Origin of the sequence: Streptomyces sp. CA-181903, from assembly GCF_050937075.1 — a bacterium.
Lineage (GTDB): Bacteria > Actinomycetota > Actinomycetes > Streptomycetales > Streptomycetaceae > Streptomyces.
The window spans coordinates 435,212-456,485 of the sequence record NZ_JBNJLY010000001.1; the positions used below are offsets into that span (position 1 = coordinate 435,212).

The following is a 21,274-nucleotide window of genomic DNA, read 5'->3' on the forward strand; positions in this document are numbered from 1 at the left end:
CTCCGGTCGGCGGGCTCCGAGGCCCGGACGTCCCGGCCGGTCACGTACCCCCGCCCTCCCGCCGCAGCACGTCCAGGACCACCGCGCCGTCCACCGTCTCCTTGGCGACCAGCAGGTCCGCCAGCCGGTCGAGGGCGGCACGGTGTTCGCGGAGCAGGCCCAGCGCGCGTTCCTCGGCCTGCCCCAGCAGCCGGGCCACTTCCTGGTCGACGATCCGCTGGGTCTGCTCCGAGTAGGGCCGCCGTTGCAGTTCCTCGGCCGTCTCGCCGAGCAGTTGCTGTCCGGGCGCCGCGTATCCGACGGGTCCCAGCACGCTCGACAGGCCGAACTCCCGGACCATCCGGGTGGCGATGAGGGTGGCGCCCGCCAGGTCGTTGGCGGCGCCGGTCGAGCCCTCGCCGAAGACCACCAGTTCGGCGGCCCGGCCGCCGAGCCGGACGGCGAGCAGGTCGGTGAGGTAGCCCTCGCTGTACAGGTGCCGTTCCGCCTCGGGGAGTTGCTCGGTGACGCCGAGGGACACCCCGGCGGGCAGGATGGTGACCTTGGCGACGGGGTCGGCGTGCTCGCACAGGGCGGCGACGAGGGCGTGGCCGGACTCGTGGACGGCCACCGAGCGGCGCTCCTCGGGCAGCAGGGCGTTGGAGGTCTCGCGGCGGCCGAGGAGCACCCGGTCGCGGGCGGTGTCGAGGTCCTGCGCGGTGAGGACGGCCCGGTCGGCACGGACGGCGTTGATGGCGGCCTCGTTGACGAGGTTGGCGAGGTCGGCGCCGGAGAAACCGGGGGTGGCGCGGGCGACGGTGTCGAGGTCGACCCCGGGGTCCAGGGTCTTGCCGCGGGCGTGGACGGCGAGGATGGCCGCGCGTTCGGTCTGATTGGGCAGCGGCACGGTGACCTGCCGGTCGAAGCGGCCGGGGCGCAGCAGCGCGGGGTCGAGGGCGTCCGGCCGGTTGGTCGCGGCGACGACGACGATGCCGCTGCTCTGGTCGAAGCCGTCCATCTCGGCGAGGAGCTGGTTGAGGGTCTGCTCGCGTTCGTCGTTGCCGCCGAGCCGGGTGCCGCCGCCGCGCCGGCCGCCGACGGCGTCGATCTCGTCGATGAAGATGATGGAGGGCGCCCGTTTGCGGGCCTCGTCGAAGAGGTCGCGGACCCGGGAGGCGCCGACGCCGACGAACATCTCGACGAACGCGGAGCCGGTCACGGACAGGAACGGCACGTCGGCCTCGCCGGCGACCGCCCGGGCGAGGAGCGTCTTGCCGGTGCCGGGCGGCCCGACCATGATCACGCCGCGGGGTCCCTTGGCGCCCGCCCGGGCGTACCGCTCGGGGCTGCGCAGGAAGTCGACGACCTCGCCGATCTCCTGTTTGACGCCCTCGTAGCCGGCGACGTCGGCGAAGCCGGTGGTGGGCCGCTCGGCCTCGATGATCTTCGCGCGGGAGCGGCCGATGGCGCTGATGCCGCCGGACAGCGAGCCGGCGGCGCGGCGGGCGCCCCAGAGGAAGAAGGCGCCCAGGAACAGCAGGGGCAGGAAGGCCAGCAGGACGGACAGCCAGGGGCTGCCCTGGCCGCTGCGAGAGGCGGTGATCTCCACGTGCTGCGCCTGGAGCCGCTGTTCGAGCTGCCCGGCGCCGAGGGCGGTCGGCAGCTGGGTGGTGAACTCGGTGCCGTCCTTGAGCCGGCCGGTCACGGTGCCCTTGTCGCCGATGTCGACGCTGCGTACCTGCCCGGCGTCCACCTTGGCGACGAAGTCGCTGTAGGACTGCTCGTGCGTCCGCCCGCCGGGCAGCCCGCGGGCGAGCAGGATGACGATCACGAACAGCACCAGCACGAAGGCCAGCACCCAGCGGCCCCAGCCGGGCTTGGGCTGCGGCGGGGGGCGCCGGGGCGGCTCGGGCGGGGGCCCGGGGCGCCCCGGCGGCGCCAGGTGCCGGTGCGGCAGCCGAATGCGTGTGATCACGGACCGCTCTCCCTCGCGGGGCGCCGCCATGGCACCGCCCCAGTCGTCCCAGTCGACCCAATCATCCTGGTCATCCCATTCGTCCAGGATCGGGGATCAGGGCCCCACCCGGCAGAGCCGAACGGGGTCGCACTGGGCCACTCGGGGCATGCGCCCCTGCTCAGGGGGTACCCGGCCGGGCGCCGCGGGTGGTCCGCCACGGACGGACCCGCCCCGAGTGCCGCGCGGCCGGCCGGCCCGTACGGTCGAGCCGGGGGACGCGGCGGCAGCGGCCGACCACGGCACGACGCAAAGGAGCCCCCGGTGACCAACCCGGACAGCGCGGATCACGTCAGCGTCCATCTGACCGGCTGCGGCCGGGAGACCGCCGACGCGGTCATCGCCGCCCTGGACGCCGCCTTCCCCACCTCCCCCGGCACCGTCGTCGCCGAGCGGAGCGGGGGCCGCGGGACGGCGCCGGGCAAGCCCGTCGTCTGGTGCACGGTGGTCGACACCCGGGCCCGCCGCCCGCGCACCGACCCCGGCCCCGTGGCCCTCGACGCCCCCGTCACCGTCGACCTGTTCGGCGCCGCGCAGCCCGTACGCCAGGTGCAGGAGGAGCTCGCCGGGGCCTTCGGGGTGGAGGAGCACGGCACCGTGCCGGGCGAGCACGAGCTGGAGGTCCGCCTCGTCCTGACGCCGGGCACGGGCGCCTGAACACCGCGGGCCGCGGACCCCGTACCGTACGGTCGTATGGCACACCAGACGGTCACCGACACCCCTCCCCCGGCCCCTCCCGCCCGGCGCCCCCGCCGGGCCCTGCCCGTTCTCCTCCTGTCGGCGGCCGCCTGCTCCCTCCTCCTGACCTCCTGCGGCGCCGACCCGGGCCCCCGCGACGACCACCGCCGCCCGGGCACGTCGAGCGACGCGACCCCCCTCGACGACGAGGCGTACGACGAAGACGGCGACCCCGCCGAGGACGACGAGGACGAGGCGTACGCCGAGGACGACGAGGCCGCCGGCGACGAGGCCCCCGACGCCGGCGCGGAAGCCGAGGACGACGAAGCCCCCGACGACGAGACGACGGCCCCGGACGGCGCGAACCCGGAGGACGACGAGGAGGAGACCCCCGAATCCGCCTACGACGACGGCTTCGACACCGGCCAGGACGTCCTGCGGGCCGGCGGCAAGGGCACGGCCGTCCACGAGGTCGTCCGCGGCGGCTGCGAAAAACGCGCCCACCGTGCCGGCACCGCCTACACGGCCGCCTGGACCCGCGGCTGCCGCGAGGGAGTACAGACCTTCCAGGGCCGGTGACCGGACGCACGGTGCCCCGGCGGCGGCTCACCGCGGCGTGATCACCGTCGCCCGGCCCAGCGCCCCACGGGTCTCCGTCACCCGGACCGCGACGTCGCGGCCCCCGATAAGCTCCGCGAGCCGTGCCCGCCCCGGCTGGAGCCGCCCCCGCGCGTAGAGGACGAAGCTGGTGCGGACCCGGGCCGGCGGCCGGGGACGAGCCCGGTACTGGGCGAAGGTGACGGCGTCGCAGCCGGAGTACCAGCCGGTCTCGGGCTCGTACGCCGTGACGACCAGACAGGGCCGCCGCCCGTCCGCCAGGTCGCGGGCCACGGGCACGGTGGACGCGTGCTGCGCCATCGGCTTCGGCATCGCGTCGCGTGCCACGTACTGGGCGGTGGCCGGCACGGTCACCGCCGCGAGCACGGCGACGGCGGCGAGCAGCGGAGCCGCGTACCGGCCGGCGCGGTCGGCGAGATGCCGGACGCCCAGGATGGTGAGCAGGACCACCGGCAGGTACACGAAACGCGGTTCGCCGTCCGTGGCCGTGCCGAGGACGACGGGGACGAGGACGGCCGTCAGCCCCAGGAAGGCATGGCGCCGGTCCTCTCTCCCCGCGCGGCGGCCGCGCAGCCGCCGGACCGCCGCGGCCGCGCAGCAGAGGCCGGCCGTCATGACCACTGCCCCCAGGTCGCCGGCCAGCCGGTACGGGAAGACGGCCAGGTAGTAGACGAGCCCGTCACCCGGGTAGGAGCGGTTGGCCCGGTCCGTCGCGTCGACGATCAGGCCCAGTGGCGATCCCGTCGCGCCGGTGGCGTGGACGAAGTGCGGGACGAGGCCGGCGAGCAGGACACCGGCGGCGACGGCCAGGCGGCGCCACTGGGCCAGCCAGGCGCGCGGACCGTACGCGAGGGCGGCGGCGAGGGCCACGCCGGCCAGGCTCCCCACCACGCCGTAGCGGAGGTGGAAGGCGACCAGCGCGACCCCGGCGGCGGCCGGCAGCGGAAGCGGACCCGGCGTCTCCTGCGCGCGGACGAGGAGGACGACGACGAGCAGCAACAGGCCTGTCGCCCCTATGTCGTTGAGGAACTCCGGCACCCGGCGCAGAAACCCCAGCCCGCCCAGCACCAGGAGCGTCACGAGCACCGCCTGCCGGGGAGTGGTCCAGCGGGCGGCGGCCCACCAGGTGACGGCCAGGGTGAACAGCGCCAGAACGAGGGCGACCGCCCGCAGGGCGCCCACGTCGTCGTGGACGGCGAGTGCGAGCCGCCCCAGGGCGGGCAGACCCGGCGGCCGGTACTCCCCCCAGCCGGCGGCGGGCGTTCCGTCCCGCCAGGACCGGGCCTTGTTCGCGTACACCGCCTCCTCGTGCCCGATCAGGGGTTCGTGGTCCTGGAGGACGGCCCAGACGGCGCCCGCCGCGGCGAGCACGGCGAGGGCCCCGGCCCACGCGGGCGTCCGCCGCAGGGCGTCCGTCCCCCGCAGGACGGCCCTGGGCACCGGGCGTTTCACCCAGGGACGGGCCACCAGCCAGGCGGGGGCGGCGAGGAGCAGGAAGGGCCACGGCTGCCCGCCGGGCAGCAGGTCGCCGCCCCCGCACGCGAACAGGACCTGCTGTGCGACGGCGACGCCGGTGGCGAGCGCCGCGACGGCCGACGCCGGCCGCCGGACGGCGGGTGGAACGGTCCGCCACCGGGGACCCGGGTCGGCGGCGGCAGGCGGCGGGGGCACGGCGGTCTGCATGGCGGCCTTCTGCGAGCGGCGGGCGGGAGACCCGGATGCTCTCCCGGCACCGCTGAAGGGACGCTGAAGAAAGCTGAGGTTTTCTTCAGGTGACCGCGAGGGGGCCGGTGATACTGGCCCGATGCGCTTGTTGGTGATAGAGGACGAGGAACGGCTCGCCGCCTCCCTGCAAAGCGGGCTCTCCGCCGCCGGATACGCCGTGGACGTGGCCCACGACGGGCTCACCGGGCTGTACTTGGCGCGGGAGCACCCGTACCGGGCGATCGTCCTCGACATCATGCTGCCCGGCCTCAACGGCTACCGGGTCTGCGCCCGGTTGCGGGCGGAGGGCGTCACCACGCCGGTCCTCATGCTGACGGCGAAGAACGGCGAGTACGACGAGGCCGAGGCCCTGGACACGGGCGCCGACGACTTCCTGGCCAAGCCGTTCTCGTACGTGGTGCTGGAGGCGCGGCTGCGCGCCCTGCTGCGGCGGGGCGGTGGCGGCCGGGCGGTCCTCAACATCGGCGACCTCTGGCTCGATCCGGCGGACCGGTCCTGCCGGCGGGGCGAGACGCCCGTGCCGCTGACGGCGAAGGAGTTCGCCGTCCTGGAGTGCCTGATGCGGCGCCCCGGAGAGGTCGTGTCCAAGGCGGACGTCGTCGAGCAGGTGTGGTCGGCCGAGTACGACGGTGACCTCAACATCGTCGAGGTGTACGTGAGCGCACTGCGCCGGAAGGTGGACGCGCCGTTCGGCCGCGCGACCATCGGGACGGTACGCGGGGGCGGTTACCGGGTGAGCGCGGGATGAGAGCCGGTTCCGCGCTCCTGCGGCGGGCGGCGGGCGATCCCCGGACGAGGGCCGCCGGGGCGGCCGCGCTGACGGCGGCCGGTGTACTGCTGCTGGCCGTCCTCCTGTTGCACCTCGTGGACGCCGCCGCGCACGGCGGGGTGCCTCCGGTGGGCCGGCCGCCCGACCGGGCCGGCCCGGTGATCGCATGGATCCGGCGATTCGGTGCGCCCTTGGCGGCCCTGCTGGTGGCCGCCGCGGCCTGGACGGCCGGCGGGCCGCCGCGTGGACCGCGGGTCCGCGCCTCCGTCGCCGCGGGCGCTCTCACGGCGTGGCAGCTGGCCGCGCTCGCGGACTGGCTCCGGGAGTACGACGCCGCCGACCCCCTAGGGACCGCCCGGTACGCCGACCGGTGGGGGCCGCTGTTCGCCGCTCCCGTCGTCGCCCTGGTCGTCGCCGTCGCGGCCTGGACGGCGGCGGAACCCTCGTGGCGGACGCTGTCCCTGCGCGGCCGGCTGGCGCTCGCCGCCGGCGCCGGGGGCGCACTCGTCGTCCCGGGCGGCCTGTGGTGGGGGTCCCATATGGGGGAGAACCCGGCCGGCTACTCGCCCACCCTCGGCTGGGGCCTGCTCTTCTGGCCGCCGGTCGCCGCCGCGCTGCTCGCCGTCGCCGCGTGGACGACGGCCGGGCGGGCGCTGCGGCCGGTCGAGGCGATCCGCCGGGAGCTGGAGGACATCACGGCCCGTTCGCTGGACCGGCGGGTACCCGTGCCCGCGTCGGGCGACGAGATCACCCGGCTGGCGCTGACCACCAACGCGATCCTGGACCGGCTGGAGAGCGCGGCCGAGCTGCAGCGGCGGTTCGTCGCCGACGCCTCCCACGAGCTGCGCAGCCCGCTCACGGCCCTGCGGACCTCCCTCGAAGCCGCCCTGGCCCATCCCGGGGAGGCCGACTGGCCGGGCGCCGTCCGCAGCGCGCTCGCCGACGTCGTCCGGTTGCAGCGGCTGAGCGAGGACCTCCTGCTGCTGGCCCGGCTGGACGGGGGCGTGCCGCCCGGCGACGCGGTGGTCGACCTCGCCGGTCTGGTCCACGACCTGACCGAGGAGTACCGCCACCGGCGCCGGACGCGGCCGTTGCGGATCCACTGCGCCGTCGGCGAGGGCCCGGCCGTGGTGCGCGGCAGCGCCGTCCAGTTGGAACGCCTGCTCCGCAACCTGCTGGACAACGCCTGCCGGCACGCCCGCACCACCGTGGGAATCACCCTGCGCTCGGAGACGGACGGAGCCGTCGTGGTCGAGGTGTCCGACGACGGGCCCGGGGTGCCGGCCGCCGAACGGGAGCGCGTCTTCGAGCGGTTCGGCCGGCTGGAGGACGCGCGGGGCCGGTCGACCGGCGGCGCCGGGCTCGGCCTGGCCATCTCCCGGGAGATCGCGCTGCTGCACGGCGGGACGCTGCGCCTGGCGGACGCGGACCGGGGGGCGCGGGCGGTCGGGCGCTTCCCCGGCCTTGGTGACGGCGCCGCTCCGGCGGAGGCCGGCTGAAGGACTTACAGCACCCGCCGCAGCCAGCCGTGTTCGTCCTCCGCGCGGCCGAACTGGATGTCCAGGACGCGCTCGCGCAGGGCCAGGGTCTTCTTGCCGGGGGTGCCGTCGGCGATGGGGAAGGTGTGGGCTTCGCTCTTGAAGCCGGTGACGGGGGTGATGACGGCGGCCGTGCCGACGGCGAAGACCTCGGTGACGCGGCCGTCGGCGGCGGAGGTGCGCAGTTCGTCGAAGGTGACGGTCCGTTCGACGGGGGTGAGGCCGAGGTCGGGGGCGAGGGTGAGGACGGTGTCGCGGGTGACGCCTTCCAGGATGGTGCCGAGGGACGGGGTGACGAGTTCGTCGTCGGAGGTGATCAGGCAGAGGTTCATGGTGCCGGATTCCTCCAGGGTGCCCCGGCCCGCGCTGTCCAGGTACAGCACCTGGTCGCAGCCGTGGTCCCGGGCCTCGAGCTGGGCGGCCAGGCCGGCGGCGTAGTTGCCGCCGCACTTGGCGGCTCCGGTGCCGCCCGGGGCGGCGCGGGTGTAGCGGCCGCTGATCCAGAGGGTGACGCCGGTGACGCCGGAGGGGAAGTACGGGCCCGCCGGGCTGGCGATCACCGAGTAGCGCGCCTCGGCGGCGGGCCGTACGCCGAGGAACGCCTCGGAGGCGAACAGGAAGGGGCGCAGGTAGAGGCTTTCCTCGCCGGTGGGGACGGGGACCCAGGCCGCGTCGGCCCGGACCAGTTCCTCGATGCTCGCGAGGAAGTCCTCCTCGGGCAGTTCCGGCAGGGCCAGGCGGCGGGCGGAGCGGATGAAGCGGCGGGCGTTGGCCTCCGGGCGGAACAGCCAGACGCTGCCGTCGGGGTGCCGGTACGCCTTCAGCCCCTCGAAGATCTCCTGGGCGTAGTGCAGGACGGCGGCGCTGGGGTGCAGGGTGAACGGGGCGAGCGGGCCGATGCCGCGGTCGTGCCAGCCGGCGTCCGCCGTCCAGGTGGCGGTGGCCATGTGGTCCGTGAAGTACCGGCCGAAGCCCGGGGCCGCGAGCCGCGCGGCCCGCTCGGCCTCGGGGACGGGGCGGCTGGTCCGGGTCAGGGGGAAGGCGGTGCTCATGGCCGGCTCCTCACGCTGGGCGGTCCCGTCATGGTAAGCGCCCGGGGCGTGCGGCTCACCGCCCGCGGGCGGTGCCGACGTCGGAGACGTCGACGGCGAAGCGGGCGGTCGCCCAGGCCATCGCGTCGCCGAACTGGCCGAGGATGGTCCGGTCGAGGTGGGAGAGCGTGTCGCAGGTCTGGTGGTAGCAGGGGTCGGTGAGTTCACCGGCGGTGCCGCCGAACAGCCGTTGCCATTCGGGGGTCTTGAGGTGGTTGTAGCCGGCGGAGCCGCCCCCGGCGGGGATGCCGGCGGCCATGAACGGCGCGAAGTCGGACCGGCCGTCGAACTCCAGCGGGACGGTGGGCAGTCCGCGTCGGGCGAAGCGGTCGGTGAAGACCTTCTCGACGGTGTCGGTACCGGGCGGTACGGCGCCGGTGCCGTGGTAGACCATGCGGGCGTAGTTGGGCGAGGCGATGGTCTCGAAGTTGAGGACGAGCGCGGTCTCGCGGCGCTCCCGGTCGGTCAGCTGCCCGACGTAGTGCCCGGAGCCGATCATGCCCTCCTCCTCGGCGCCCCAGAAGGCGAAGCGCACCCGGTTGCGGACCTCGTCGCGGTGCGGGGCGAGTCGCAGGGCGGTCTCCAGGACCATGGCCGCGCTGCTGCCGTTGTCGTTGAGGCCGGGGCCCTCGGTGGCGCTGTCCAGGTGCGAGCCGAGGACCACGGTGCGGTCGGCGCGTCCGGCGGGGGTGTCGGCGAGCAGGTTGTACGAGTCGGTGGTGACGGCCCGGCCGCGCAGGTCGAGGAAGAGGTCGACGGGTCCGCGGGCGGCGTCGGCGGCGAGCCCTTCGGCCTCGCCGCGCGGCAGGTTGGCGGTGGGGACGCGGGCGACGGCGGGCGGGCGGACGGTGGAACGGATGTTCATTCCGGCCGGCTGCTGGTCGACGTTCACCAGTAGGGCGGCGACGCCGGCCGCGGCGGCCAGTTCGGTCTTGCGGGCCAGGTCGCAGCCGCCGACGCGGGCGAGGACGGCGTGGCCGCGGACGTCCCCGGCGTAGTCGGCGGCGTCGCAGCCGTAGGCGTTCGCCGGCAGGACGGCGAGGCGTCCGCGCCATCCGCCGTCCGGGGTGGCGGGCGAGAACCGGGCGAGCAGCGGGTGCAGGGTGCGCGGGTCGGGCCCGGTGACCTGGACGGTCTGGGCCACGGGCACGCTGTCGGGGAAGGAGAAGCGCTGGACGCGGACCTGGTAGCCGGCCTCGGTCAGCCGCCGGGTGACGTAGCGCGCCGAGGCGTCGTACCCGGCGGTGCCGGCGGCGCGGACGCCGTCGTGGTCGTCGGCCGCGCGCTGGAACGCCTCCAGGTGGCGCCAGGCGCCGGCTGCGGTGACCTCCGACGCCAGCCGGCCGGCCAGCCGCTCGGCGTCCGCCCGGACCGCGTTCGCCCGGCCGGACGGCGCGGGAGTGGCTCCGGACGCGGCGGGGCCTCCGGAAGCGGAAGTGGCTCCGGACGCGGTTGATCCTCCGAAAACGGGAGTGGCTCCGGGGGCGGGCGCCGCCGTGGCCACCAGGAGCGCGGCGCAGGCCAGCGCGCAGGCCGGCGCCGCCGTCCGGAAGGGCGGCCGGGTCAGGGCCACGCGCCACCGGGCGCGCGCCGGGCGACCGGCGGCGGGGCAGGTGGCGGCCGGATCGGGGGAGGAAAGGGGAGGCGCCCCCTGAAGGGCGCGTCGAGCCGTCCGTCGCATCATCCGTCGCAAGAGCATCTGGAGTCCCCCGATTACTCATCCGGCCTGAACCGCGTGTGGCGGGGCAGCCTAACGCGCCCGCTGGGGCGCGCAAGAGGCCGGGCGGCGGTTTCGGGCCGATGTCCGGCCGGGCGAACGGCCCCCGAACGCCCTCCATTTCGCCGATTGACCGCCCCCGAGAGGGCGATGAGAATCGGAACGCCCTCTCCACTTCACGCCCGACCGGGCGTAACCGGGCCTTTCCGGGAAGGGAAGCAGGGGGGAACGATGAGGAAATCCGGGGAAGGAAAAGGGAGTTCCGGCCGCCGGGGTGGCGCGTTCCATACGCTCCGGCGCGTTCGAGGGCGCATGCGACGGGTAGGCGCAGCGAGCATGACAGCCCGTGAAACTCGGGGGAAAACTCAAGGAAAGGGACTGCTCGTGACACGCCTCACCGCCACACGCCTCGTGAGTGTCGCCGCCGCCGCGGGGATCGCGCTCGCCGCCGCGTCCGGGACGGCGGGCGCCGCCCAGGACGGGCCGGAGGCCGCGTCGGGTACTCCGACGTGCGGCACCTCCGACCTGCGGATCTCGTTCGCCGAGCGGCTGGGCGGCGGGATGAACCACGCGGGCGGGACACTGGAGTTGAAGAACACCACCCAGCGCACGTGCGCGCTGCGCGGGTACCCGGGCCTGGGCCTGGCGGACTCCCAGCGCAAGGATCTGCCCTCGCGCACGGTGTGGGGCAGCACCTGGTACGCGGACGACCCGGGCAACAAGCTCATATACCTCAAGCCCGGCGAGGCCGCGCAGGCCAACGTGGCCTGGACGCACTCCGGCACGGCGGCCCGCAAGGGCACGTACCTGCTGGTGACGCCGCCCGCCGCGCGGACCCACCAGGCGATCCCGCTCGACGATCTGGTGGACAACGGAGAGCTGCACGTCACCGCGGTGGCACACAAGGTGCCGGTCCGCGGCTGACGCCAGGCATGACGGGGGGACCGGCCGTCCCGGACGGTGCGAGCGCCTTTCGGCGCAAAAGCACCGCACCGCCCGGGGCTTTGCATTTCCCTGATTGCCCCATGACCAAGACTTGACTAACCTCCGGACCGGAAGTGAGGGGCGTCACTCCGCACCGCGCGGAGCCGGCCCCGAGCACCCACGGCAGAGAACCGCACACAGCACAGAACCCGGGGCCGCCGTTCTCCACGGCGGACACCCGGGTCCTGGTCAGCATCGCGCGGCCGGTCTCAAGCTTGGCGGCAGCGGCCGGCCCGCGCGTTGCCCAACTCACCCCGGAGGGTACCGTGAACCACCCGAATCGGCTACGCGCCGCGATAGCGGACACCGGCACCACCCCGCTCATCGGTGTCTTCGACATGTTCTCCGCCTCCGTGGCGGCCCGGCACTACGACGGCATGTTCGTCTCCGGCTTCGGCTTCGCCGCCTCCCACTACGGCCTGCCCGACATCGGGTTCATCGCCTGGCCCGACCTCGTCGGTTTCGTCCAGCGGCTGCGCCAGGCGTTCCCGGCGCAGCACCTGCTCGTCGACATCGACGACGGCTACGTCGACCCCGAGACGGCCTGCCACGTGGTGCGGTCGCTGGAGCAGGTCGGCGCGTCCGGCGTGATCCTGGAGGACCAGAAGCGGCCCCGGCGCTGCGGGCACGTGGACGGCAAGCTGATCCTTCCGCTGGAGGAGTACCTGGAGAAGCTCGACATGGTGCTCCGGGCGCGCCGCGACATGGTGGTCGTGGCCCGTACCGACGCCACGGACGAGCCCGAGATCCTGCGCCGCGCCAAGGCGTTGGCGGCGACGGACTGCGATGTGATCCTCGTCGATGGGGTGCGCAGCGTCGACCGGATCCGCGCGGTACGGGACGTCATCGGCGACAAGCCGCTGCTGTTCAACCAGATCGCGGGCGGCAAGTCGCCCCGGCTGTCGCTGCCCGAGCTGTCGGAGCTGGGCGTGGACGTCGCCATCTACAGCACCCCGTGCCTGTTCGCGGCGCAGACCGCGATGGACGAGGCGCTGACCGGGCTGAAGCGGGACGACGGACGGCTGCCCGCGTTCACTCCGGCGTCGGTGGGGGTGGCGGACTGCCTGGCGCTGCTGGAGAAGAACATCTCCCGCCATCATGACCGGGGGCACGACCGCGAGCACGACCGGCGGCACGACCGGGAGCCGGTGGCCGCGGGCTGACCGGGACGGTTCCCCCTTTACGGGCGCGAGTGCCGCGCCCGTAAAGGGGGAACGTCAGGCGCGGGTGCGCCGGGTGCTCCGGCTGCCGAACCGGCTGCGGACCACCCGCCGCCTGAGCCGGTGCAGGAGCGGCCAGCGCTCCCGGGACGCCCGCGAGTGCCGGTCCAGCTCCTCCGTCAGCCGCTCGGTGCGCTTCTCGACGTCGAGTTCGTCGAGGATGCGGTCGATCTCGGCGAGCAGCGAGCCGTGCAGCTGCCACTGTCCGGGGTGCTCGCGGACCTTGTCCAGCAGCAGGTGGGCGGCCCGGTCGCGGCTCTCCCGGCCGATGGCCAGGTCCTCGACCAGCCGGGACTCCGCCTCCTCCGCGTTGGCGCTCACCTGGCTGGTGATCAGCACGGCGAAGCTCTCCAGGGCCCGGGCGAGGTGGTGTATGACGTCGGTGAGCGCGGCGGCGACGTCCTCGGGGAAGAGGGGCTCGTCGGTGCGCTCGCGCGCCAGGTCGGTCAGGGACCGGCACATCACCCGGACCACGACGGCGGAGATCTCCAGCGCGTCCAGCCCGGTGCGCAGCACGATCCGGGACAGCAGGCCCTCCTTGACCCGGGGGTTGAGCCGGAGGCTGTCCTCGGCCTGCCGCAGGGAGACGTCCACCTCGGCGACGTCGTGGTCCAGCCGGCGCGCCTCGTGCAGCCGGGCGGCGGCCTCCGCGACGGGGGTGGGCCGGCCCACCTCGGATCCGAGGTGGCGGAGGAGTCCGCTTATCCGGCGCGCCAGGTCCTGGATGGCGTCGCCGGCCGGCTCCACCCAGACGGGCGGTACGAGCAGCACGTTGAAGAGGAGTCCGACGACGGCGCCGATCAGGGTCTCCAGGACCCGGTCCCAGGCCGTCTCCGCCACCCGGGTGACGCCGAGGACGAGCATGGCGCTGATCGCCACCTCGGGGACGAACTCCCCCACGTGGACGAAGCGCCCGATGACCAGTGACGCCAGGATGATCAGTCCCAGGCTCCACCAGGTGAGGCCGACCAGGACGCTGAAGCCGATGGCGATCAGGACGCCCGCGACGACGGAGTTCACCCGGCGGATGCCGGTGGTCAGGGTGGAGTACAGGGTCACCTGGACGACGAGCAGGGCGGTCAGCGGCGCGGTGAGCGGCGCCGGTTCCCTGCTGAGCGTCAGCGCCACCGCGTACGCGATGACGGCGGCGGCCGTGGACCGCACCGTCTGCGCGACCGCGGGCTCTCTGCCGCGTCGGACCAGGGTCGTCAGGGGTTCGGGAAGATCACGCACCGTAGACGCTTTCCCGATCACTCGCGCGGCAGACCCCGAGGTGAGGCACGCCACCCGGGTGGTCGCGGGGCGTTCCGTCGCCGCGCGGTGACGGTCCGTCGGCGGAGGCGGGCGGCACGGTCGCGGCCGGCCAGCGGAAGCGGGCGGCGCAGCCGGGCGGCGAGGCGGCGGGCAGGCCGACCACCGGGCAACCCTGAAGACGGCGGCCGGCCGCGCCCGCGCCGGACGGGACGGACGTCCGGCGGCCGCCGGGACCGGGCGCCTCCGACGCGCGGGCCCGTTCGGCGGACGGCGTCCGCGCCGGCGGTCCGTGGACGGGCGATGGCAGACGACGACGGCCGTAGGCGGCGGAGCGGTCGGTGACGACAGCCGTAGGCGGCGCCGCCCGCCCCACCGTCCCTTCAGCGCACCGCGAGCGGAACCGTCGCCGCCGCCAGGGCGGAGACCGAGATGAGGAGGCCGGCCAGGAAGGTGATGAGGCGGCGTTGGGCGCGGAGCCGGGCGTCGCGGACCGCGTCCTGTACGCGGCGGGCGCGCTCGGCCGTCGCACAGGCGGCGAGGAACTCCCGTTCCGGACCACCGGGCGGGTAGGAGGCATCCGAACCGCCGGGCGGGCAGGAGGCGTCCGGGCCGCCCGACGGGTACGCCGCGCCCGGACGGCCGGGCGCGGCGGCTCCGGCCCCACCCGGCGCCCCCGCCTCCAGCTCCGCCTCCGCCTCGGCGAGCCGCCGCCCGCGCCAGAGGGCCGCCGGGTCGCGGCCGGACTCCTCCCAGGCGCGGGCCGCCCGGGTGAGCCGTCGGCGGCGGCGCAGCGCCTCCGGGTCCTCGGCCGTCCAGGCGGCGAGCCGGGGCCAGCCCTGGGTGACGGCGCAGTGGGCGAGGACGGCCCGGTCGTGGTCGAGGGTGAGCACCCGGGCGGCGGCGAGGCGTTCGAGGACGGCGGACGTGCCGGGGCCGTCGCCGAGTTCGCGGCGGTCGAGGGCGCGCGGCGCCCCGTCGTCGCCGGGTTCGGTCAGGCGGAGCAGGATGTCCCGGGCGCGGCGCCGCGGTCCGTCGGCGAGTTCGGCCCAGACGGCCTCGGCGCCCCGGGTGACGGCGCCCTCGAACCCGCCGGCGGCGTGGAAGCCGGCGAGGGTGAGCCGGTTGCCGTCGCGGTGGCGCCAGGTGGCGAGGAGGGCGGCGGAGAGCATGGGGAGGCCGCCGGGCTGCCGGTGGGCGCCGGCGACGAGGACGGCGAGCAGCCGGTCCTCGACCGTGCAGTCGGCCGCGGCGGCCGGTTCGGTGACGACGCGGGTGAGGTCCTCGGGGGTCGGCGGCGGTACGGTCAGCGGTTCGCCGGCCAGCAGGGGGTGGCCGGCGAACCGGTCGTGGACGTCGGTGCGCAGGCCCAGCACCAGCCGGCAGGGTGCGGCGCGCAGCACGTCCAGGAGGCCGGGCAGGTCCGGCGGGCCGGCGGAACGGACGCGTCCGCCCGGGGCCGGTCCCGGCGCCTGGAGCCGTTCCAGCTGGTCGACGACGAGGACGGAGTCGGGGTCCGGGAGCCGGGCGAGGCAGCGGGCGAGTTCGGCGACGGGGTCCGGCCCCGGGGTGAACGTGCCGACGGCGGGCGGGTTTCCGGCCGTGCCGAGCCGGTGGACGACGCCCGCCTGGAGGAGCGAGGTGGTCCCGGCTCCGGAGGCGCCGGTGACGACGACGAGCCGGTCCCGGCGCAACCGCTCGACCGCCTCGTCCACCAGGCGTTCCCGGCCGAAGAAACGGTCGCCGTCGGCCGCCGTGTACGCGGCGGGGCCGGCGTAGGGCGGTGGCCGACGGCGGGCGAGGGCGGAGGCCACGGCGTGCCAGCGGTCCGCCCACTCCCCCACGTCGCCGCCGCAGGCGCGGACGTAGGCGCTGGTGACGGCGAGGGTCGGGAACCTGCGGCCGCCCGCGGCGACCGAGAGACTGGCGGCCGAGGAGTGGGCGCGGAGGGCGAGTTGGCGGTATGTGGGGCTGCCCGCCCGTTCGCGCAGGGCGCGCAGGTCCGCGGCGAAGCGCAGCAGGGGGCTGTCGCCCGGGTCCAGGGGCCGTTCACTGCGTGCCACTGCCCTGCCTTTCCAGCCGTGCCGCACGGCGCCGGGCCAGGGGTGGGGCGGTGGCGCGAGCGGGCCGAACATAGCGGTGGTCGTTACGGTAACGGCCAGGCAATGGCCAACAACACTATGATTTCCGTCAATTCGACAATGACAGTTCGGTCGTGAATGACCAATCCCCATTGTTCGGCGTTGTTCGGAGTTGCTTGTTCGGGGCACGCGGAGCGGTCTCGAACAGCCCGGGTGCGGTAGGCATGGAACCGCGGGGGCGGATCACGACGCCACCGCGCCCTGCTCGCTTCCGCCGGCCCTCGTCGGAGATCCCATGAAGTACTCGCGGTACTGCCGGTCCCTGCTGTCCACCCCCGCCACCGCCGTCCCTCGCTACGCCGCCGGCCACCGCTCGGGGGCCGACATCTCCATGGTCGATCTGGAGGACTCCGTTCCGCCGGCGCGGAAGGAGGAGGCGCGCAGACGGGCCGAAGGCTTCTTCACCCTCCCCAGCGCCGCCGCGACCCGCTGCGCGGTGCGCATCAACACCATCAGCGGGCCGGACGGCCTGCGCGACCTGCTGGCCCTGCGCCAGTACGCGGTCAAGCCGCCGCTCGTCCTGATCCCCATGGTGGAGTCGCGCCGCGACGTCGAGATCGTGGAGCACGTGCTGGGCCCGGAGTGCCCGGACACCGAGTTCATCGCCGTCGTGGAGACGCCGCGCGGTCTCCAGCACGCGGCCGGCATCGCCTCGTCCTCCCGCAGGCTGCGGGCCCTGGTCTTCGGTTCGGCGGACTACGCGTTCGCCACCGGCGCCCGGATCGCCTGGGACGCCCTGGCCTACGCGCGGGGCGTGCTGGTCAACAGCGCGCGGGCGGCCGGGATCGAGGTGATGGACGCGCCCTTCTTCGAGGTGCACGACGACGGCGCGCTGCGCTGCGAGGCGGCCCTCGCCAAGGACATGGGGTTCAGCGGCAAGATAGCCGTGCACCCCCGCCAAGTGCCGTTGATCAACGAGGCGTTCTCGCCGGACGACGACACGCTCGGCCGCGCCCGCCGGATCGTCGCCGCCGGGCGGGAGAACGGCCGGGACATCACCGTGGTCGACGGCGTGATGATCGGCATCCCGTTCTTCGAGGCGTCCCAGCGGCTGGTCGAGGAGTTCGGCGACGGGCTCCCGGGACCGTCCGCACCGTCTCCCGGAATCGACGGACCATCGCCCCCGAGACCCGCGGCCCCGCTGCGCCGGACCCCGGCCACGCCCCACCCGTACCCCGACGTCCCACGCTCCACCACCGCCACGCAGGAGAGGGAACAGTGACCGACACCCCCCGGAACCCCACGCCCGACGTCGTCGGACCGCACCACTACCGCAACAGCGCCACCATGATCCGCACGGCCGACCCGGCGTGGCTGGGTGCCGCGCAGGCCGGGCTGATCGGCGTCGTCGCCGACTCCCCCGACGCCAACAACCGGCTCGTCACCCCGGACGGGCACGAGTTCGTCAACATGTGCTCCTGCTCGTACCTGGGCCTCAACCACCACCCCGCCGTGGTGGAGGGCGCGATCGAGGCGCTCCGGGAGACCGGCGCCACCTCGCTCGTGATGCCGACCACCCGGGTCCGGCACCGGCTGCTGGCCCGGCTGGAGGAGGAACTCGGCGACCTCTTCGGCTGCCACGCCCTGCCGGGCGCCTCGTGCAGCGCGCTCACCGCCGGCATCCTGCCGCTGATCGCCTCGGGCCATCTGTCCGACGGGCAGCCGCGCGTGATGGTCTTCGACCGGTTCTGCCACTTCTGCATGTCGTACATGAAGCCCGTCTGCGGTGACGAGAGCCTCGTCCTCACCTGCGACCACAACGACCTCGACCGGCTGGAGGAGATCTGCCGGACGTATCCGCGGGTCGCCTACGTCGCCGACGGCGCGTACTCCATGGGCGGCGCGGCGGCCCTGGACGGGCTGCGGCGGCTCCAGGAGCGGTACGGCCTCTTCCTCTATCTGGACGACTCGCACTCGCTCTCCATCCTCGGCGAGCACGGCGAGGGCTTCGCCCGCTCACAGCTGGAGATGAACGAGCTGACCGTCATCACCGCCAGCCTGGGCAAGGCGTTCGGCACCGCGGGCGGCATAGCGATGCTCGGCAGCCGGGAGAAGTTCGAGTTCCTGCACCGCCACGCGGGTCCGGTCGGCTGGTCGCAGAACATCTCCTTCCCGGTCGTCGGCGCCTCCCTCGCCTCGGCCGCCATCCACCGCTCCCCCGAGCTCGGTGAACTCCAGCGCAGACTCCAGGAGAACATCGCCTACTTCGACGCCGCCTTCCCCACCTCCTTCGCCGGCAACGGCCTCCCCGTGCGCCGCATCACCGTCGGCGACCCGGAGGCGGCGGTCAAGCTCTCCGCCGACATGTTCCAGCGCGGTTTCTACTGCTCGGCGGTCTTCTTCCCCATCGTCCCGAAGGGCGAGGCGGGCCTGCGCATCATGATCCGCGCGGATCTGTCCCGGGAGAAGCTCGACGAGTTCATCGGCCACATCAAGGACCTCTCCCCCACGCACTGAGAACGGACGGTACGGATCCATGGCGGACGACACCCCGCCCAGCGGCTACGAACGGCTGGGCCCGCAGCACTACCGGGAAGTGGTGGGCTTCCTCTACGAGGAGTTCACCGTCGGCGACGTGATCGAGCACCGGCCCGGCCGGACCATCACCGAGATGGACAACGTCCTGATGAGCACGCTGTCCATGAACGACGCGCCCCTGCACATCGACGCCGCGTTCTGCGCGGACACCCCCTGGGGCCGGCCACTGGTCTCCAGCCTGGTCACCCTGAGCATCGTCGGCGGCATGACGGCCCGCAGCACCAGCGGCAAGGCCCTGGCCAACCTGGGCTGGGACCGCATCCGGCTGCCCAACCCGGTGTTCACCGGCGACACCCTCTACGCCACCACCGAGATCCTCGGCAAACGGCTCTCCCGCAGCCGGCCGGGCGAGGGCATCGTCTCCTGCCGCACCACCGGCACCAAGTCCACCGGCGAGGTCGTGCTCGTCTTCGAGCGCAGCTTCCTGGTGCCCTGCCGCGACCCCGAGCCCGGCGACCCGGACGCCGCGCCGCGGGGGGACGGATGACGGCGCTCCTGATCGGCAACAACCGGGCCGCGGAGATGGCCGGCGGACCGGACGGCACCCCGGACGAGCGACGGCGGGCGGCCCGGGGCGCCCAGCGGCTGCTGTGGTGGGCCCGGGACGGCGACGTCCTGCTGCTGCCGGAGGCGCCCGACGACGCCTTCGCCGACCACGTCACCGGCCTCACCGGCACCCGCCGCACCACACTCACCGTCGTCACCGCCGCCCTCCCGCCGACCGGCGCCCTGCCCGACGCGACGGTCGCGGCCGTCCGCGCCGCCCTGGCCGGCCGGACCGTCGACCGGGTGCTGCCGGTGTACGCCGACACCGGCGTCACGGACCTCGTCCGGCGGTTGGGCGCCGAACGGGCGCTGCCCGGCTGGGCGTTCCACGCCCAGGGCGGCAGCGCCCTGGTGAACAGCAAGGCCGCCTTCCGCGCGGTGGCGGCGGGCACCGGGACGCCCGTCGCCGCCGGTACGGTGGCCGGCACCCCGGACGCGGCGGGCGCCGCCGCGGCGGAGCTGCTCGCCGCCGGGCACTCCGCCGTCCTCAAGGCCGCGTTCCACTCCGGCGGCCTCGGCAACGAGGTCCTCACCACCGACCCGGCCGTCCGTCCCCTGGGGGCGCACCGCGCCGTCGTCCTCCCGGGGCCGGGCGCCGCCCGGGAGCACGTCGCCCGGCACTGGGCCGGGCTGTCGTCCGGCGGGCGGCACCCCATCGTCGTCGAGCGGTACCACCCCGAATCCACGCCCGTGTACGCCGAGTTCGGGATCGAGGACGCCGGGGTCCTGCTGTCGGGCCACGGCGAGATGCTGATGGACCCGATGGTGGACGGCGAGACCGTGCCCGCCGCCCTGCCGCCGGAGCTGCTGGACCGGCTGGTCGGGGGCGGGCGGCGGCTGTGCGAGGCGTACCACGCCCTCGGCTACCGGGGGACGCTCAGCGCCGACGCCATCGTCACCCCCGCCGGCGAGCTGCTGTTCACCGAGGCCAACGGCCGGCTCACCGGCTCGTCGCACCTGCACTCCGTGCTCGCCGCGCGGCTCGTCGGCGAACCCCCGCGGTCCCGGCGGGTGTTCCTGGAGAAGGGGGCCTGGCAGGTCCCCTCCTTCGGCACGGCCCTCGACGCGCTGGAGCGGTCCGGGCTCGCCTTCGACCCCGCGACGCGCACCGGCGTCGTCCTCGTCGGCGACCGCGTCCCGGTGGACGGCACGGTCGTCCCCTGTGTCATCGCCCCCGACCGGACCGCCGCCGACGCCGTACGGCGCTCCCTCCCGGCCTTCGCCGCCGAGCCCGCCTCCGCCTCCTGAACGCTCCCCCTCGTGAACGCTCCCCCTCCTGAACGAAAGGCCACCGCATGTCCCTGAACAGCTACGACAGTTGGTCCCCCCTGCGTGAAGTGGTCGTCGGCTCGGCCGAGAACTACTCCTCGCACGAACGGGAGCTGTCCTTCGACCTGTTCTTCCACGACGAGATGCCGTACAGCCGCATGTACTACCCGCGCCACCGGGCGCCGGGCGAGGACGCTCCCGGGGCGGACGGCACCGACACCGGGGCCCGGCAGAGCCCCATCAAGAAGCGCTACGTCGAGGAGCTCCAGGAGGACGTCGAGGGGATCGTCGACACGCTCACCTCCCTCGGCGTCACCGTGCACCGGCCCGCGCCGCTCGCCGAGCACATCGAGGTCCGCACGCCGACCTTCCGGGCCGCCGTCATCCCGGCGCTCAACGTCCGCGACAACAGCATCGTCCTCGGCGACGAGGTCATCGAGACGGCCCCGCAGGTGCGCGCCCGATACTTCGAGACGCAGCTCCTCAAGCCGGTGTTCGCCGACTACTTCCGGCGCGGCGCGCGCTGGACGGTGATGCCCCGGCCGCTGATGACCGACGCGTCCTTCGACCTGTCCTACGTCACGGCGCACACCGCGCCCGGCGAGCTGATGGAGCCGATCACCGATCCCCGGCCGTCGCCGTACGACGTCGGGCACGAGATGATGATCGACGGCGCGCAGTGCCTGCGGCTGGGCCGGGACGTCTTCGTCAACGTCTCCACCGCCAACCACGCCCTCGGCTGCGACTGGCTGGAGCGCCATCTGGAGGGGCGGTTCCGGGTGCACCGGCTGGACTCGCTGTCCGACAGCCACATCGACAGCACCGTGCTGGCGCTCCGCCCCGGGCTGCTGCTGGTGCGCACCCCGCAGATCGCCGAGCGGCTGCCCAAGCGGCTCCGCTCCTGGGACATGATCTTCCCGCCGGAGCCGGAGGACAACCAGTTCCCCGTCTACGACGATGACGACCTGCTCCTGACCAGCCGCTACATCGACCTGAACGTGCTGTCCGTCTCCCCCGACACCGTCCTCGTCAACTCCGCCTGCCCGGAGCTCATCCGGACGCTGGAGAAGCACCGCTTCACCGTGGTGCCGGTGCGCCACCGCCACCGCCGCCTCTTCGGCGGCGGCCTGCACTGCTTCACCCTCGACACGGTCCGGGAGGGCTCCGCGCCCGAGGACTACCTGGAGGGCTGAGCG

General features: G+C 74.7%; 17 protein-coding genes. 11 read left to right on the forward strand and 6 right to left on the reverse strand.

All coding sequences use genetic code 11. From position 1 onward, the window contains the following. Nucleotides 1-40: 40 nt before the first annotated feature. A complete protein-coding gene (gene ftsH, locus ACQEVS_RS01910) occupies nucleotides 41-1,954 on the reverse strand; it encodes an ATP-dependent zinc metalloprotease FtsH (RefSeq protein ID WP_433014201.1) in 1,914 nt (637 codons plus the stop codon). A 303-nt stretch (nucleotides 1,955-2,257) separates the two neighbouring features. Between ftsH and ACQEVS_RS01915 the strand changes: the two genes are divergently transcribed. Further along, complete coding sequence (locus ACQEVS_RS01915; RefSeq protein ID WP_433014204.1) at nucleotides 2,258-2,650, forward strand: hypothetical protein; 393 nt, start codon at nucleotides 2,258-2,260, stop codon at nucleotides 2,648-2,650. Between the two features lie 36 nt (nucleotides 2,651-2,686). Then, the gene (locus tag ACQEVS_RS01920; protein ID WP_433014207.1) at nucleotides 2,687-3,250 is read left to right on the forward strand and encodes a hypothetical protein; all 564 of its coding nucleotides are present in this window, start codon (nucleotides 2,687-2,689) and stop codon (nucleotides 3,248-3,250) included. Nucleotides 3,251-3,277: 27 nt separating this feature from the next. Here ACQEVS_RS01920 and ACQEVS_RS01925 read toward each other — a convergent pair whose 3' ends face one another. Continuing rightward, on the reverse strand, nucleotides 3,278-4,972 hold the full coding sequence (locus tag ACQEVS_RS01925; RefSeq protein WP_433014210.1) for a glycosyltransferase: 1,695 nt from the start codon (nucleotides 4,970-4,972) through the stop codon (nucleotides 3,278-3,280). A gap of 121 nt (nucleotides 4,973-5,093) precedes the next feature. Between ACQEVS_RS01925 and ACQEVS_RS01930 the strand changes: the two genes are divergently transcribed. Both ACQEVS_RS01930 and ACQEVS_RS01935 read left to right on the forward strand, forming a co-directional pair. Continuing rightward, nucleotides 5,094-5,762 carry a response regulator transcription factor gene (locus ACQEVS_RS01930; protein WP_433014214.1) on the forward strand — a complete coding sequence of 223 codons (669 nt, stop codon included), beginning with the start codon at nucleotides 5,094-5,096 and terminating at the stop codon, nucleotides 5,760-5,762. Further along, nucleotides 5,759-7,282 carry a sensor histidine kinase gene (locus tag ACQEVS_RS01935; protein WP_433014217.1) on the forward strand — a complete coding sequence of 508 codons (1,524 nt, stop codon included), beginning with the start codon at nucleotides 5,759-5,761 and terminating at the stop codon, nucleotides 7,280-7,282. The genes ACQEVS_RS01930 and ACQEVS_RS01935 overlap by 4 nt, the downstream gene beginning before the upstream one ends. Nucleotides 7,283-7,287: 5 nt before the next feature. Here the strand turns inward: ACQEVS_RS01935 and ACQEVS_RS01940 are convergent, their stop codons facing one another. Both ACQEVS_RS01940 and ACQEVS_RS01945 read right to left on the reverse strand, forming a co-directional pair. After that, the gene (locus ACQEVS_RS01940) at nucleotides 7,288-8,373 is read right to left on the reverse strand and encodes a branched-chain amino acid aminotransferase (RefSeq protein ID WP_433014220.1); all 1,086 of its coding nucleotides are present in this window, start codon (nucleotides 8,371-8,373) and stop codon (nucleotides 7,288-7,290) included. Nucleotides 8,374-8,428: 55 nt separating this feature from the next. Beyond that, nucleotides 8,429-9,985: a M28 family peptidase gene (locus ACQEVS_RS01945; RefSeq protein ID WP_433014223.1), complete on the reverse strand. Its 1,557-nt coding sequence runs from the start codon at nucleotides 9,983-9,985 to the stop codon at nucleotides 8,429-8,431. 528 nt (nucleotides 9,986-10,513) lie between these two features. On the opposite strand from ACQEVS_RS01945, the gene ACQEVS_RS01950 reads away from it, so the two are divergent. Further along, the gene (locus tag ACQEVS_RS01950) at nucleotides 10,514-11,053 is read left to right on the forward strand and encodes a DUF4232 domain-containing protein (RefSeq protein ID WP_433014226.1); all 540 of its coding nucleotides are present in this window, start codon (nucleotides 10,514-10,516) and stop codon (nucleotides 11,051-11,053) included. A gap of 326 nt (nucleotides 11,054-11,379) precedes the next feature. Continuing rightward, nucleotides 11,380-12,276, forward strand: a complete 897-nt coding sequence (locus ACQEVS_RS01955; protein WP_433014229.1) for an isocitrate lyase/PEP mutase family protein — start codon at nucleotides 11,380-11,382, stop codon at nucleotides 12,274-12,276. Nucleotides 12,277-12,330: 54 nt separating this feature from the next. On the opposite strand, the gene ACQEVS_RS01960 is transcribed toward ACQEVS_RS01955, so the two are convergent. Both ACQEVS_RS01960 and ACQEVS_RS01965 read right to left on the reverse strand, forming a co-directional pair. Further along, entirely contained in the window at nucleotides 12,331-13,566 is a 1,236-nt protein-coding gene (locus ACQEVS_RS01960) for an aromatic acid exporter family protein (RefSeq protein ID WP_433014232.1), read from the reverse strand. A 401-nt stretch (nucleotides 13,567-13,967) separates the two neighbouring features. Next, nucleotides 13,968-15,647 (reverse strand): hypothetical protein, encoded by a 1,680-nt coding sequence (locus tag ACQEVS_RS01965; RefSeq protein WP_433014235.1) that lies wholly within the window; start codon nucleotides 15,645-15,647, stop codon nucleotides 13,968-13,970. A 313-nt stretch (nucleotides 15,648-15,960) separates the two neighbouring features. Here ACQEVS_RS01965 and ACQEVS_RS01970 point away from each other — a divergent pair, with 313 nt between their 5' ends. From ACQEVS_RS01970 to ACQEVS_RS01990, 5 genes are read left to right on the forward strand one after another with little or no spacing between them, the layout of a single operon-like run. Beyond that, on the forward strand, nucleotides 15,961-16,947 hold the full coding sequence (locus ACQEVS_RS01970; RefSeq protein ID WP_433014238.1) for an HpcH/HpaI aldolase/citrate lyase family protein: 987 nt from the start codon (nucleotides 15,961-15,963) through the stop codon (nucleotides 16,945-16,947). Continuing rightward, nucleotides 16,944-18,182: an aminotransferase class I/II-fold pyridoxal phosphate-dependent enzyme gene (locus ACQEVS_RS01975; RefSeq protein ID WP_433014241.1), complete on the forward strand. Its 1,239-nt coding sequence runs from the start codon at nucleotides 16,944-16,946 to the stop codon at nucleotides 18,180-18,182. The genes ACQEVS_RS01970 and ACQEVS_RS01975 overlap by 4 nt, the downstream gene beginning before the upstream one ends. Nucleotides 18,183-18,201: 19 nt before the next feature. Then, a complete protein-coding gene (locus ACQEVS_RS01980; RefSeq protein ID WP_433014244.1) occupies nucleotides 18,202-18,750 on the forward strand; it encodes a MaoC family dehydratase in 549 nt (182 codons plus the stop codon). After that, nucleotides 18,747-20,057: a peptide ligase PGM1-related protein gene (locus ACQEVS_RS01985; protein ID WP_433014247.1), complete on the forward strand. Its 1,311-nt coding sequence runs from the start codon at nucleotides 18,747-18,749 to the stop codon at nucleotides 20,055-20,057. The genes ACQEVS_RS01980 and ACQEVS_RS01985 overlap by 4 nt, the downstream gene beginning before the upstream one ends. Before the next feature lie 47 nt (nucleotides 20,058-20,104). Beyond that, nucleotides 20,105-21,271 (forward strand): glycine amidinotransferase, encoded by a 1,167-nt coding sequence (locus ACQEVS_RS01990; protein WP_433014250.1) that lies wholly within the window; start codon nucleotides 20,105-20,107, stop codon nucleotides 21,269-21,271. The last annotated feature ends 3 nt before the right edge of the window (nucleotides 21,272-21,274 follow it).